Source organism: Corallincola luteus (assembly GCF_004336975.1).
Classification (GTDB): domain Bacteria; phylum Pseudomonadota; class Gammaproteobacteria; order Enterobacterales; family Neiellaceae; genus Corallincola; species Corallincola holothuriorum.
Window position 1 is genome coordinate 298396 of the sequence record NZ_SJXE01000002.1, and the last position, 14085, is coordinate 312480.

A 14085-nucleotide genomic window follows, 5' to 3' on the forward strand; every position below is an offset into this window, starting at 1 on the left:
ATGATAAAGCAGCTATCTAGCGAAGTGCGGCAGTACTTAGTTGTCACTTTCAACTATTGGAATTTCACCTTGACCGACGGCGCGTTGCGTATGTTGGTGGTGTTGTATTTCCATGGGTTGGGTTACACGCCGCTGCAGGTGGCGATGCTGTTCCTGTTTTACGAGATCTTTGGTGTGGTGACCAACCTTGTCGGTGGTTGGTTGGGGGCGCGGTTAGGGTTAAATCGCACCATGAATGTCGGTTTGGCATTGCAGGTGCTGGCGTTAATGATGTTAACCGTGCCAGACAGCTGGCTAACGGTGCCCTTGGTGATGCTGGCGCAGGCCTTTTCCGGTATTGCCAAAGATCTCAATAAAATGAGCGCCAAAAGCAGCATTAAACTGTTAGTGCCTAATGGCCAGCAGGGAACGCTCTACAAATGGGTGGCGATCCTGACTGGCTCGAAAAATGCGCTGAAAGGGATCGGCTTCTTTATCGGTGGTGCATTGCTGGCATGGATCGGTTTTCGTGGCTCAATGTTTTTGATGGCTGGCGTATTGTGTTTGGTGCTGATAGCCAGCCTGATGCTGTTGCAAAAAGATTTAGGCAAAACTAAGCGCAAACCCAAATTCACCGAGATTTTTTCGAAAAGCCGCAGCGTCAATATCTTATCCGCCGCCCGGCTCTGTTTGTTTGCTGCGCGAGACGTCTGGTTTGTGGTGGCGTTACCGGTTTATCTGGGTAGCGTGTTTGGTTGGAGCCACCTCTGGGTTGGTGGCTTTATGGCCAGCTGGGTCATCGCTTATGGTCTGGTGCAAAGTGTGGCACCTAAGCTAACGGGCAAGGCGCAAAGCCGGGTACCCGATGGCCACTCAGCCCTAGTCTGGGCTGGCTTGTTAGCGATAGTAACCACTGGGGTGGCTGTCTCGGTGCAAGCGGGCTGGCAGCCGCAGTGGGTGATTGTAATCGGCCTGCTGGCCTTTGGTGCGGTCTTTGCAGTGAACTCGTCTCTGCATTCCTACCTGATCGTTAGCTATGCTGGCGAAGATGGTGTGTCGCTGGATGTTGGTTTTTACTACATGGCCAATGCCATGGGACGACTGCTAGGGACCGTTTTATCTGGCGTTATATATCAATATTGGGGGTTAGCGGCGTGCCTCTGGTTCTCGGTGGGGCTCTTGCTGATGACTGCAGCCATCTCCGTTGCACTGCCCAAACATAAGCCACTGCCGGTAACTCGATGAGTTTGTTAAGCTGTGTCTGATCTGTTCGCCGTATCAATCACCGGAATAGTTATGTCGTCAGCCTTACCGCCTTTACCACCACACGATGCCTATGCGGCAAGCCCCGCTGCCAAGCTGGTAGATTGCAATATGAGTGAGCATGGTGCAGTGATCAGAGAGATCTTCAATGATGCGATCCTCAACTCCACCGCATTGTACGAATACCAGCCGCGCAGTGAAGGGGATATCGCGCAATGGTTCCAACAAAAACAGGCGGCTGGCTATCCGGTGATTGGTGCCGTTGATGAGCAAGGTTACCTACAGGGTTTTGCCAGTTACGGCCTGTTTCGTGACAAACCCGCAGCCAATCAGACCATGGAACATTCCGTGTATATCCACCCGCAGCATCGGGGGCTGGGATTAGGGGAGCTGCTACTGCGGGCTTTGATCAAGCGCGCAGAGCAGCAGTCGGTGCATGTGTTGGTTGGCGCCATTGATGCCGACAATACCGCCAGTATTCGCTTGCACGAAAAGCTCGGTTTCGTCCACGCCGGCACTCTAACCGAATCGGCCTTTAAATTTGACCGCTGGTTGGATTTAGCACTGTATCAAAAAGTACTTTAACCCCGCGATCCTTCATTGGCTCACAGCAGGCAAATCGAGCGTGAGGCTGATTTACCTGCTGGGTGGCTTTGCCGTTTTCATTCTGACTAGTTACCTGCAGTTAATCAGCGCTTGTTCAGTAGCAGCACCACACCGGATTGTGCTGGCAAATAGCCGTCGTTAAGCTCTCCGTAGACGATGTTGGCATCATCAATCTGTAGCGGTTGCGCTGTATTGCTACGGTTTATTGCCACCTGTAGAGTCTGGTGTTGTGAGCTTCGCTGGTAGCGGAGCACGTTGTCGTCACTCTGTTGAAAACAGAAATCACCCGTTGCCAAGGTCGGATATTGTTTACGCAGTTGGATCAATGTCGTTAGCTGAGCCGCCATGTTGTTATCCTGCTGCTCCGGGGCGTGCCACGGATAGGCCTCTCTGCAATATGGATCGTCTGCAGATGACATGCCTATTTCATCACCGTAGTAAATACAGGGCGCTCCTGGCATGGTCATCATAAACAGCCAGCATAGTTGTAGTGCCGCTTTGTCCTCCGATAAGATCCACAACGGTCTAGCCATATCATGACTGCCCAACAAGTTGAGCTGGGCGAAGTTTATCTGCCAGTCATACCAGCCATGCATTTGGTTAATAACCTGCTGAAAGCCCTTGCTGTCGAGTGGTTCCAGGGTGAGGTGGTTGCGCTGGTAGCCATTGAGGGTATGAGCACCGAAGTAGCTTAAACTTGCCCAGCAAAAGGTGTAGTTCATGGTGGCGTCAAACATGTCACCTTGCAGCCAACGCTGTGCTTTCTCCCACACCTCGCCACAAATGTAAGCGTCAGGATTAGCGGTTTTAACCACATCCCTGAATCCGCGCCAGAATTCGTCATCGTCGATCTCGTAAGGAACATCAAGACGCCAGCCATCAATGCCAAACTCTAGCCAGAATTTGGCTACGTCATAGATATACTGACGCACGCCGGGATTACTGTGGTTGAACTGAGGCAGGGCAGGCAGATCCCACCAAGCGGCATAATTGGTGGGCTCATCAGCATTGCTTGGATAGGGATTGAGGGGCCAATCTTGGATTTTAAACCAATCAATGTAAGGGGAGTCACCACCGCATTCTAAAATATGATGGAATGGCCAAAAGCCGCGACTGGCATGGTTGAAGACCCCATCTAGCACGACTTTCATGTCGCGCCGATGTGCTTCGTCCAGCAGTTCTCGTAACCCTTGATTACCGCCCAACAGAGGATCAACCTGCATAAAGTCAAAGGTGTGATACCTGTGATTGCTGGCGGAGCTGAATATTGGACAGAGGTAGATCGCGGTAATGCCTAACTGCTGCAAATAATCTAACTTGTCGATAACGCCATACAGATCACCCCCCTGAAAGCCTTGCTGCTCTGCGGGTGTCCCCCAGGGTTTGAATTTAACCCCCAATGGAGCAGGCGCTTCACGCCGGGCAAAGCGATCAGGATATATCTGATAAAAAACGGCTTGTTTGACCCAGTCAGGAGTCGCGATATCAGCGGATTGAGATGGCTTAATGGTCGTCATAGTAAGCCCTCCTGTTGATAGGGTGACAGTAATTGCTCTAGGGCTTGGCGATCATAGTCGGTTAATTCCCATGTCATGGCGTTGAGGTTGGCTTCCACCTGTTCGGCGTTGAGCGCCCCGGCAATAACCGAGGTGACCGCAGGCTGATCTGCTAACCAATTAATGGCCAACTCATTGAGCGGTTTGCCCAATGCTCCGGCGAACTCCTGCAGTACGTTAATGATCTGCATGTATTTAGGTAGCAGCTCACCTTGGAGCTTGGGGTTGTGACGGCGTACATCATTTTCATGCAGAGGCGCGTCGACATCGAAGTGACCACTGAGTAAGCCCTGCATTAATGGGCTGTAGGGAAAGAACGCGAGTCCCTGCTGTGTGCAGTAGGGAAGGATCTGTTGCTCAGTGCGATAGCTCAAAGCAATGAAGTGATAGTACTCAGGGTTACGTTCGAGCATGTTGTACAGCCCTTGATAGCTGCAAATTGGCGCCAGCGTATCGGCTTGTTCGAGCTCAGCTAGTGAAAAGTTGCTCACCCCTAGATGGCGCACCTTGCCACTGGCTTGGATCGCTTGCAGTGTTTCTAGAGTTTGCGGCAACGGCTGATCGGCTGACGGCCAATGGATCTGATAGATATCCAGATAGTCAGTGCCAATTCTGGTCAAACTGTCATCGATCTCTTTTAGCAAGCTGGCGGCTGACAAGTCATTGCTGACGTTGTTGTTTTTGTCCCAAACTAGGCCGCACTTACTGGCAATGATCAGGTCTTGGCGTGCCTTTCCTTGCAGGGCTTTACCTAAAATGGTTTCCGCGTGCCCTAAGCCATAGACAGGTGCGACATCAAAAAAGTTTATGCCGCCAGCGATTGCTGCGTGAATGGCTTGAATAGCATTTTTGTCACTGCCGCCGGTCCAGCTGTCGCCACCGGAGATGCCCCAGCAGCCATAACCCAGTGCAGAGACTGCGCGATTAAGGCGTTTAGGTTGTTTGAATTTCATAACATGATGTCTCTGTAAGTGATGAAAAATAGTGCCGCAAATGGTGCTCGTTGCTTAGCGTACAATACGTTTGGCCGCGGCATTGAGGGCTGATTCTGGTGATTGCCGCCCGGTGGTGATATTGGACAGTGCTGCATTCATCGCCGACCAAAACTGGCCCATTTTGTTGACATTCGGCATCAGCTCGCCGAGTTCAGCACTGCGATAGGTTGCTGCAAGGCGGGAGTCTTTGAGCATGACCTGCCTTAATTGTTTATTGGCAGAAACACCCAGTTCATTACTGCTGTGGTAGAGCGTCAAATTATCTTGGGTGAGCAGATAGTTTTCAATAAACTCGACAGCGAGATCTTTATTTGGGGTGTTGCCGTTAATCGTTGCACCATAGACACCAACAAATGCCTTACTGTGATGACCATTGACTCTGGGCAGTGGCACGACGCCGAAGTCGATACCCGTTTTATCCAGATCATCCCAATACCATGGGCCACTGATCACCATCGCCACTTCACCTTTCGAGAATTTCATATCCATGACGGAGTAATCGATATGCTTTTCCATCAGTCCTTCATCAATCATGCGTTTAAGTAATTGCGCACCATAGATGGCACCTTCGCTGTTGGCACCGGTTTCACTGGTGTCATAACCTTTGGCGGTTTTGGCAAATGGTCTGGCACCATGGGCAGCCAGTATTGGCCAGGTAAAATAGGTATTGTTGTAGTCCCATGCGATGGCGGCGACCTTACTTTCAGACATGAGTGATTTATGTAACTCAAACATCGCTTCAAAGCTTGCCGGTGTTTGGTCGATGAGGGCTTTATTGTAGATCAGACTTACCGCCTCAATGGCGATGGGATAAGCGAAGATATCGCCATTCACCGTGACGGCATCCCAAGCGTAATCAAGAGTATTTTCCAGAATATGTCGACTGGGCTTCAGCGGTTGGATCAAGCCGCCAGTGCCCCAATCACCGTATCTGTCATGAGCCCACAACATAATGTCAGGGCCTTCGCCACCGCCAGCGGCGATGCCAAACATCCCGGGAGCATCGCCCTGTTTAACCACGGTGACAGGGATACCAGTATCCTCGGTAAACTTGGCTGCAACGGCTTGCATCTGCACCGTGCCCTTATCTGCCCAAATTTCTAATGCGCCCTGCTTCATCCCTGCATTCGCCGATCCCAGTAGCGCCGCCGTGAATACGATGCTGGTTTGCAGTAGCCGCGTTGTAGTAAATCTGATTTTGTTCATGTTCACCTCTGTTATGGCAAGATTTTGAATCTAAAGCTTGCGCTCTTGTTTTCTTTGGTGAAAAATAATTTCGTATATAAAATTGCAGAGGGTTGACTGATTGTGAACCTAAAAATTGAAAAAACGAGATCAACATCACTTATCGATGAGTTTCATTGGCAGGATGTTAAGTCGGTGGCGGTGGTCGGTGAGGCGATGCTGGAACAGCGTGCGCATGCCTGTTTAGAGGAGTCGTCGGCCGATCATTCAGCGACCGTTTATGGTGGCGATGCCATTAACTTTGCCATCTACTTAAAACGATTGGTCGGGGATGCGCAGCAGGTTTGCTTTATTTCAGCATTAGGAGACAGCGACAGCAGTCGCGAACTGCTTACGTCTTGGCGACAGGAGGGGCTGGATTGCTCCGGTGTCCCCCTGTTGTCTGAGCAAGCCACCGGACGTTATCAGATCCATCTCGACCAAAACGGTGAACGTAGCTTTCGTTATCAACGGGCAGGCTCCGCTGCATCACAATATTTGTCTCGCCTACCTTCGGGGTGGTCAGAGCCCTACGATGCCATCTATCTGACCGGTGTTACCCTCGCCATTCTCGATGACCAAGGGCGTGAGCAGCTGATGGCGGAATTGGTACGCTTTGTTGAAAGGCAGGGGCGGCTCATTTTCGACAGTAATTTTCGACCAGAACTGTGGCGCAATCATCAGCACGCGATGCAGTGGATGCAGCAAGCGAAGCAGATGGCTTGTTTGAACTTACTGACGTTGGAAGACGAATCTGCATTACACGGCCGAGACCTCGTGGCTGATGCTATTTTGCCCAAAGGCTGTGAAGGGGTAATTAAGTGTGGGCAAGCCCCGGCTCATGTTCAGGCCGATGGCCTATGTGTTGCCGTGTCTAGCGTGCTAGCCGTAGTGCAAGACACTACGGCGGCGGGCGATTCATTTAATGCCGGTTATCTTGCAGCCCGTTTCACGGGCGCTGGTGGCGAGGCTGCTGCGCGTTGTGGCCACATACTGGCGGCCAGCGTCATCTCACAATTTGGCGCAATTATTCCCGTCGCCATGATGCCTGCGTTAAAGTATTGAGCTGTTTTCGTTGTGCCTGTTTTTATATCAGTTTGGGAGTCTTGTTTTGGCAACAAAACCACAGTCAGAAAAATCATCCTATACGGCCCCCGCATTAGAGAAAGGGTTGGACATTTTAGAGCTGCTGGCACAGCAGTCTGGGCCATTGAGTAAGAACCAAATTGCCGAAAAATTAGAAAGAAGTATCAACGAGATCTTTCGGATGCTTTCGATCCTCGAAGCCCGCGGTTATCTGCGGATTGATGACGCGGGTGGTATTCAACTCAGTATGCGTCTTTGGCAAATGGCTCATCGTTACCCACCGCAAGACCGGCTGCGTGCAATGGCGCTGCCGGTGATGCAGCAACTTAGCCAAGAGCTGGTGCAATCGTGCCATCTAGTGGTACCCGAAGAAGAGAATTTAGTGGTCGCAGCGCGACAGGAAAGCCCAGGAAAAATGGGCTTTACTGTACGTTTAGGGACACAAGTGGATGTGTTTGAGTCAACCTCTGGCTGGTTGTTGCTGGCTTTAGCGGGTGATTCGATGCAGCAGCGCCTATGGAACAGTCAGGCGGTTAACCCAAAGTTAAGACAACAGTTAGCACCGCAATTAGACAGTATTCGTCGGGATCGCCGCTTGGTACGAGAAAGCATGCAGATCAAAGGCATTCTTAACATCAGCTTTCCGATCTGTAATGAACAGGGTGAAGCATTTGCGGCACTGACCGTGCCCTATTTGGGTGCTTACAGCGATAACCTGAATGAACCCAGTGTCTCGCAAGAGCGGGCGATCACTGCTTGCATGAAAGCGGCGCAGGCGATCCAACGTCAATTGGGTTTTCAGCCAGACAAACTGGCATAAGCTAAAGGTTTACAACGGGATATGAGGACCAGACATGGACAAAATGCAACAACTGATTGAACGCACCTATCCGGTATTGCCGGTCATGGTCATTAAGCGTTTAGCTGACGCCGTGCCGTTGGCAACGGCACTGGCGAAGGGCGGCATCGATGTGTTTGAAGTGACACTGCGCACAGCGTGTGCGCTCGATGCGATTAAGGCGATTAAACAAGATGTGCCGGATGCGCTGGTAGGTGCCGGTACTGTGTGTAGCGCGGAACAGTTGCTGCAAGTGCAAGCCGCAGGGGCTGATTTTGCGGTATCACCGGGGCTGACTGATCAGTTAGCAGAGGCTGCCGTTGCCAACAATTTCATTTTAATTCCCGGTGTCAGTACGCCCAGCGAAGTGATGCGAGCGCAGCAGTATGGCTTTAATTTGCTCAAGTTCTTCCCCGCAGCGCAAGCCGGTGGTGTGGGTATGTTGAAAGCATTTGCCGGCCCGTTTGGCAATCTCAAATTTTGTCCAACGGGTGGCATCAGCGAGGCCAATGCCGCTGATTATCTTGCCCTCGACAATGTGGTGTGTGTCGGTGGTTCGTGGGTTTGCCCTAATGCCATGGTTGAAGCCGGTGATTGGCAGGGGATCACTGATTTAGCTAAGGCCACCAGCCAGCTGGATTAGTCAGTCCTCGCCGGGGCTGTCCTTAACAAAGAAAATCACGTGTTGCAGATCCAGCCGGATCCCTATCGCTTCTCCCACTCCATGATCATGGTGGCTTGAAGCGATACATAGCGCCCGTTCGCCGCAAGGCAGTTCAATTTCGTACTGGAAGGAGGTGCCACGGAACTGTTTACTGATGATGGTGCCAGTGAGCTCACTGTCGTCGTCATGTTCCAGATCATCAGGACGGATCAGCAGCTCTATTGGGGTCTCAACGTCGAAGCCATGTTCAAATTGCAGTGATGCATTGACGAAGTTGGTTTTGATCTCGCAGTGATTAAACGCCAATGCTGGAACAAAATGCCCCTGACCGATGAAGTCGGCCACAAAGCGGGTTTTCGGAGCATGGTAGATCTCGTATGGCGTATCAAACTGGTGAATTTTTCCCTGCTGCATAATGGCCACGCGATCGGCGATGGCAAAGGCTTCCATTTGATCATGGGTGACCATCAGCGCGGTGATATTCTCTTTCTGCAGTATCTGTCTAACTTCCGGCACCAGAGTCTCTTTCAGCGTCGCATCTAATCCTGAAAATGGCTCATCCAGCAGCAGCAGATCCGGTTTAGGAGCCAGCGCTCTGGCCAAGGCCACCCGCTGTTGTTGCCCGCCAGACAATGAACTGGGATAGCGCTCTTCGGTATCCGGCAAACCGATCAGTTTCAGCAGTTCGGAGACCCGCTGTTGGATCTGTTGCTTGGTCTGCTGGCGTAATCCGAAAGCGATGTTTTGCGCCACGGTGAGGTGAGGGAACAGCGCAATATCCTGAAACACCATGCCGATCTTGCGTTGCTCTGGGGGGAGCTGATGTGTTGGCTCAGCCAGTTGCACGCCGTGCATCGTAATGCGCCCCTGTTGCAGGGTTTCAAAGCCAGCGATGGTGCGTAACAAAGTGGATTTGCCACAACCACTGGGGCCCAACAAACAGCCGATTTCCCCTTGGTGCAGCTGTAAACTGACCGACTTTACTGCGCTAACATCACCGTAGTTGACGCTCAATTGTTGCAGATCTAACTGCACCGGCTGCGCAGTCGAAGCGGCGACATAACCTGATACGGGTGCTGACGGTGTCGCTGAACAAGGCATACTAATGACTCTTTGCAATAGAACGGTTTAACAGTAGCACGGGCAGTAGTCCCACCAGCACGATCATCAAGGATGCTGGCGCGGCATCGACCAAGCGTTCGTCTGACGCCAGTTCATAGGCGCGTACCGCCAAGGTATTGAAATTAAAAGGCCGCAACATCAAGGTTGCTGGTAACTCTTTCAAAACATCGACAAAAACAATTAGCAGGGCGGTGAGTACGCTGCCTTTCAGCAAAGGTAAGTGTACTTTTTTCAGCACCTGCACCGGCGTATGCCCCAGCGTTCGCGCGGATTGGTCGAGGCTAGGCTTAATTGCTTGCAGGCCGCTTTGTACGGCGCCCAGCGAGATCGCCAAAAAGCGTACGGTATAGGCAAATAGCAACGCCACCAGAGTACCGGAGAACAGCAAGCCAAAATCGATATCGGCACCGGCGTGATTCAGTGCGGTTTCGACCCTTGCCACCAGTTGATGGTCAACCCAGGTTAAGGCCACCAGCACGCCAATGGCGATAATAGTACCGGGTAGGGCGTAGCCCATTGAAACGAACTGCACCGCGGCTCGAGTGACGGTATTTTTATGGATCCGCAGGGCGTAAGCCATGATCAGCGCCAGCAGCACCGAGATCAGTGCGGCCATACCCGCGAGGGAAAAAGAGTTCCATGCGATGGTTAGAAACGCCGCGCTGGCCAGCTCTTCACTGCCCAGACTCCAATAGAGCAACATGGCGGCAGGTAACACAAAGCCAAACAGCGATGGGATGGCGCAAGCGAGGGTGGCAAGTGCCCCCCAACCACCGCGTAACTCATGCCTGTTGTTGCTGGTTGTGTGCTCGGCGGCGCTGAAATAGATAATTTTTCGCCGGGAATACTTTTCAGTTACCAGCAGAACCAGCACAAAAGAGAGCAGTAACATCGCCAGTTGTGCTGCTGCGGCGGTATCACCAAAGCCGTAAAACGTTCGAAAAATGCCGGTGGTAAAGGTGGCAATACCGAAATACTCCACCGTGCCATAGTCCGCCAAAGTCTCCATCAGTGCCAGAGACAAACCAGCGACAATAGCTGGCCGCGCCATTGGCAGGGCCACTTTAAAAAATCCCTGAATAGGCGACAGGCCAAGGCTGCGGCTGGCATCTAAGATATTACCGGGCTGCGATATAAAGGCGGCCCGGCTCATTAAAAACACGTAAGGATAGAGGACCAACGCCAGCATCATGATGGCGCCGGGAAGTGAGCGAATCTCGAAGAACCAATATTCGCCATACCCGAGTCCGCTTAGATCGCGGAGCAGAGTTTGAACGGGCCCGGCAAAGTCAAAAATACCGGTATAGGTGTACGCGATGATGTAGGCGGGCATCGCCATAGGTAACAGCAGTAAAACCGTCAGCAGTCGCCGAAATGGAAATTCGCAACAGGCGACGAGCCATGCCGCGGGCACACCAAGCAGTAACACACAGACGCCGACGCCAACCACCAGCCACAAAGAGTTGCTGACATAATCGAACAGTACTGTGTCCCACAGATGGCGCCATACCTCTTCCGTGCCAAGGGTGCTTTGTACGAACACGACCAAGATCGGCGTGGCTAGCAGCAGTGCCACCAGCAAGGCGATAGAAGTTAGTCTGTTGGCTCGAAGTCTGAGCAAGTTATCTCTCTACTGCTAATAAAAACCACTTACTTCCAACCGGCGCGATCCATCACCTCGACAGCACGTCGATTGAGCTCACCGAGCTTGGTTAAGTTGGTGGCATCAGCCTTGAATTCACCCCAACTGGTAAGTGTGGCTGAGGGAGCAACGCCAGTGACCACTGGATATTCATTGTTAACCTCGGCATACCAGGTCTGTGCTTGTTGGGTGAGCATAAACTCAATGAGTTGGGTTGCCGCCGGTACATTTTTGGCTGCTTGGGTGATGCCGATACCACTGACATTCACATGGGTGCCGCGACCTTGTTGGTTGGGCCAGAACACACCCAGTTTATTCACTACCTGCTGATCTTGCGCTTTATTACTGGTAGCAAGGCGTCCAAAGTAATAGGTGTTGGCGATGGCGATGTCACACATACCTGCTGCCGCGGCTTTTAGTTGGTCGGTGTCGCCACCCGCTGGTGGGCGTGCGAAGTTCTTTACCAAGCCAGCCACGAACGCTTCGGCGGCGGTTTCACCGTCTGCGGCAATCACTGAAGCAATAAGGGACTGGTTATAGATATTACTGGAGGAACGGATACAGATGCGACCTGCCCACTTCGACGCAGTTAATGCTTCATAGGTCGACAATTCACTGGCTTGCACCTTCTCTTTAACATAGAAAATCGGGCGGGCACGCATCGTCAGCCCTACCCAGTAGTTCTCTGCATCACGCAAATGCGCTGGCACGTTGCTATTGACTGCATCGCTGTTGATGACCTGCAGCAGGTTGGCTTGTTTGGCGCGATACAAGCGGCCTGCGTCTGCGGTGATCAGAAGATCTGCCGGTGAGCGTTTACCCTCTTTTTGTAGGCGAGTGATCAGCGCATCATCCTTGCCTGTCACCAGGTTCACTTTGATGCCGGTTTCAGCAGTGAACTTATCGAGTAAGGGTTTGACCAGCGCTTCTTTGCGTGAGGAGTAGACATTCACTTCGCTAGAAGCGGCTTGAGCTAAGCCAGAAAAGAGCAGAAAAAGGGTGATCGTGATGGTCAATAGTGCCTTGTTCATTTGTATTCCTACTCATCAGAGTTGATTAATTACAGCGCATCAATGCGTATGATAGCCATTCTCATTTATGGTTCAAAACTAAATAAAACCGTCATCATGCTGAGGATTAAAACGGTTTATGATTTCTTCAATCTGCTGGCTAAAGCGGCAATCAGTGGATTGGCGCTGAGGCCATGCCCTAACACGCTAAGAATGATGGTACAGGCCACTGTCATGGTAATCGTCGTTGCGCCAGCTAAATGCGTGTCCAGTACGATCACAGCGAATACGATGCTGGCTAAGCCGCGGGGACCAAACCAACCAATAAACAGTTTTTCGCGGGCGGGCATTTTAAGTCCACTGAGTACCAAGAATACTGGAAGCATGCGAATAACAGTGAGGCTGAGCACTGAGTAAAGCAAAATATGCCAACTAAACGCTGGTATCGATTGTGCGATCACCGTTGCGCCGAATACCACCCAGGTAATCAGTGCCAGGGTATCGCCAGAGCCTTCGGCAGCGAGCAATAATTTATGTTTTTGCTGGCTTTTGATCAGCCAACCAAACAGCAAGCCCCCGCAGAACGCAGCAATAAAACCACTGCCACCTAAGGCCTGCGCCACGGTAAAGCATGAAACCGCCAGCGTAAGCACCGGCAGTTGCATCCAGGTATTAGTCACCCAGCCACGTTCATTGCATTGCTTAAACAGCCAACACCCACAGACAGTCACTGCGGCAGCAACTATCAAACCGATACCAATCTCTTCCAGCAGTAGGTGTAAGGCCAGCATCGTCGAGCTTTCATCGGCACTGTTACCAGTGGCGAGCGCCAAGCACACAAACAATATCGGGACACAGATACCATCGTTAAGGCCACTTTCTACGTTTAGCCCCTCTCTTATGGGTGCCGGAACGGAGGGAACAGTGACTACAGCTTTACCAAGCGCGGCATCGGTGGGCGCCAAAATGACTGAAAGTAGGGCTAGCTCCCATAATGTCAACGTATCAAATAGCAGCCAGCCGACCCCAACACCTAAGATGATCGTCAGAGGCAAGCCCACTAAAAGTAAACGTTGGGGGAGCTGCAAGTTGCGTTTGAGCACCGCAAGATTGGCGTTGGAGGCGTCGGTAAACAGCACCATCGCTAGGGTGAGCTCAGCTAATAACCTAAGCAGTTCTGTATCCAGCGATATATCTAGAACGCCCAGCCCTAAGGGGCCAACCATGAGACCAAAGCCAGAAAACACCACCGCGCCATTAATGGGGGTGCGGGAAAGCCCGCCACAGGTGATGCTATAAACAAAAATAAAGGCGGCTAAGATCGCTAAGTTGACGTACATGCTGGTTCCCTGTTTATCTTCAGCGCTAGATAACACCGCGTCGTTACCAACGACATGGCGGGGCGGATGTTGCTTCTAAGTCTATGTCATTATTCTGTTTATACCGGATTTTTTATAATTAACTTTTCGTTAGTTAGGGGCTGGAGCGGGGCGTCATTCTTGGGAAGTTTGGAGCGCTATGGGGAAGAGCGTTACTCACTTGACGAAATAGCCAATGTAAGTGTGTCAACACTGTTTAAATTGGTTGGGGCACAGACTAAATACTGAAGCCGTCAGAAAGCTGAACGATGATTGTTATCTATCTGGCTACTGCATCCCGCCCATTTTTTAACCAAAACCATGCAGACGCCTAACTTCGCTTAGCAGATTAGCGAGGAATAAGGGCTGTTGAGGGATCAATGTCTCAGTCCTCGCTACAAGGTCTGGTTTGAATGCGGGTGCACGAAGAATTCAGAGTTTCTCGAAAGAATTTTTTTAAGTGCTATGCAAATAAAATATGTGTTTTTTGGGGGGGATAATATCTGCGGCGTCAGGAGTTTAGGCGTCACCTTAGGAAGGCTTGGTTTTCGTTGAGAGAGCTAGCTGAATTGCTGAGACAGGACTCAAACACTGACACCAACACAAGAGAAAAGGAGAGGTTCCAGACCACCTCGCTGTTATAGTGGGTCCTTATGGGAGAGATGGCAGAGTTTGATGTGGACTTTAGAACTTCAATAGAAAACTCTACTTAAAACCTAAGAAAGCCAGAGGTGCGGCTGTT

Annotated in this window: 12 protein-coding genes; 5 read left to right on the forward strand and 7 right to left on the reverse strand. The window is 51.4% G+C overall.

Annotation, left to right across the window (positions count from 1 at the left end; genetic code table 11):
• Positions 1-1224 carry an organoarsenical effux MFS transporter ArsJ gene (gene arsJ, locus EZV61_RS07775; protein WP_130566886.1) on the forward strand — a complete coding sequence of 408 codons (1224 nt, stop codon included), beginning with the start codon at positions 1-3 and terminating at the stop codon, positions 1222-1224.
• Positions 1225-1275: 51 nt separating this feature from the next.
• Positions 1276-1827, forward strand: a complete 552-nt coding sequence (locus tag EZV61_RS07780; RefSeq protein ID WP_131414867.1) for a GNAT family N-acetyltransferase — start codon at positions 1276-1278, stop codon at positions 1825-1827.
• Between the two features lie 104 nt (positions 1828-1931).
• Here EZV61_RS07780 and EZV61_RS07785 read toward each other — a convergent pair whose 3' ends face one another.
• From EZV61_RS07785 to malE, 3 genes are read right to left on the reverse strand one after another with little or no spacing between them, the layout of a single operon-like run.
• Complete coding sequence (locus tag EZV61_RS07785) at positions 1932-3365, reverse strand: glycoside hydrolase family 13 protein (RefSeq protein ID WP_205695344.1); 1434 nt, start codon at positions 3363-3365, stop codon at positions 1932-1934.
• Entirely contained in the window at positions 3362-4357 is a 996-nt protein-coding gene (locus EZV61_RS07790; RefSeq protein ID WP_114337616.1) for an aldo/keto reductase, read from the reverse strand. The genes EZV61_RS07785 and EZV61_RS07790 overlap by 4 nt, the downstream gene beginning before the upstream one ends.
• A 54-nt stretch (positions 4358-4411) precedes the next feature.
• Entirely contained in the window at positions 4412-5605 is a 1194-nt protein-coding gene (malE, locus tag EZV61_RS07795) for a maltose/maltodextrin ABC transporter substrate-binding protein MalE (protein WP_114337617.1), read from the reverse strand.
• Positions 5606-5707: 102 nt separating this feature from the next.
• Between malE and EZV61_RS07800 the strand changes: the two genes are divergently transcribed.
• From EZV61_RS07800 to EZV61_RS07810, 3 genes are read left to right on the forward strand one after another with little or no spacing between them, the layout of a single operon-like run.
• Positions 5708-6688, forward strand: a complete 981-nt coding sequence (locus EZV61_RS07800; RefSeq protein WP_131414868.1) for a sugar kinase — start codon at positions 5708-5710, stop codon at positions 6686-6688.
• Between the two features lie 46 nt (positions 6689-6734).
• The gene (locus tag EZV61_RS07805; RefSeq protein ID WP_131414869.1) at positions 6735-7529 is read left to right on the forward strand and encodes an IclR family transcriptional regulator; all 795 of its coding nucleotides are present in this window, start codon (positions 6735-6737) and stop codon (positions 7527-7529) included.
• Positions 7530-7563: 34 nt separating this feature from the next.
• Positions 7564-8190 (forward strand): bifunctional 4-hydroxy-2-oxoglutarate aldolase/2-dehydro-3-deoxy-phosphogluconate aldolase, encoded by a 627-nt coding sequence (locus EZV61_RS07810; protein ID WP_131414870.1) that lies wholly within the window; start codon positions 7564-7566, stop codon positions 8188-8190.
• Here the strand turns inward: EZV61_RS07810 and EZV61_RS07815 are convergent, their stop codons facing one another.
• The 4 genes from EZV61_RS07815 to EZV61_RS07830 form a co-directional block, all read right to left on the reverse strand.
• On the reverse strand, positions 8191-9312 hold the full coding sequence (locus EZV61_RS07815; RefSeq protein ID WP_131414871.1) for an ABC transporter ATP-binding protein: 1122 nt from the start codon (positions 9310-9312) through the stop codon (positions 8191-8193).
• 1 nt (position 9313) lies between these two features.
• Entirely contained in the window at positions 9314-10954 is a 1641-nt protein-coding gene (locus EZV61_RS07820) for an ABC transporter permease (protein WP_205695345.1), read from the reverse strand.
• A 29-nt stretch (positions 10955-10983) separates the two neighbouring features.
• Complete coding sequence (locus EZV61_RS07825) at positions 10984-12006, reverse strand: Fe(3+) ABC transporter substrate-binding protein (RefSeq protein ID WP_170308602.1); 1023 nt, start codon at positions 12004-12006, stop codon at positions 10984-10986.
• A gap of 116 nt (positions 12007-12122) precedes the next feature.
• Entirely contained in the window at positions 12123-13325 is a 1203-nt protein-coding gene (locus EZV61_RS07830) for a cation:proton antiporter (RefSeq protein WP_131414873.1), read from the reverse strand.
• Positions 13326-14085: the final 760 nt, after the last annotated feature.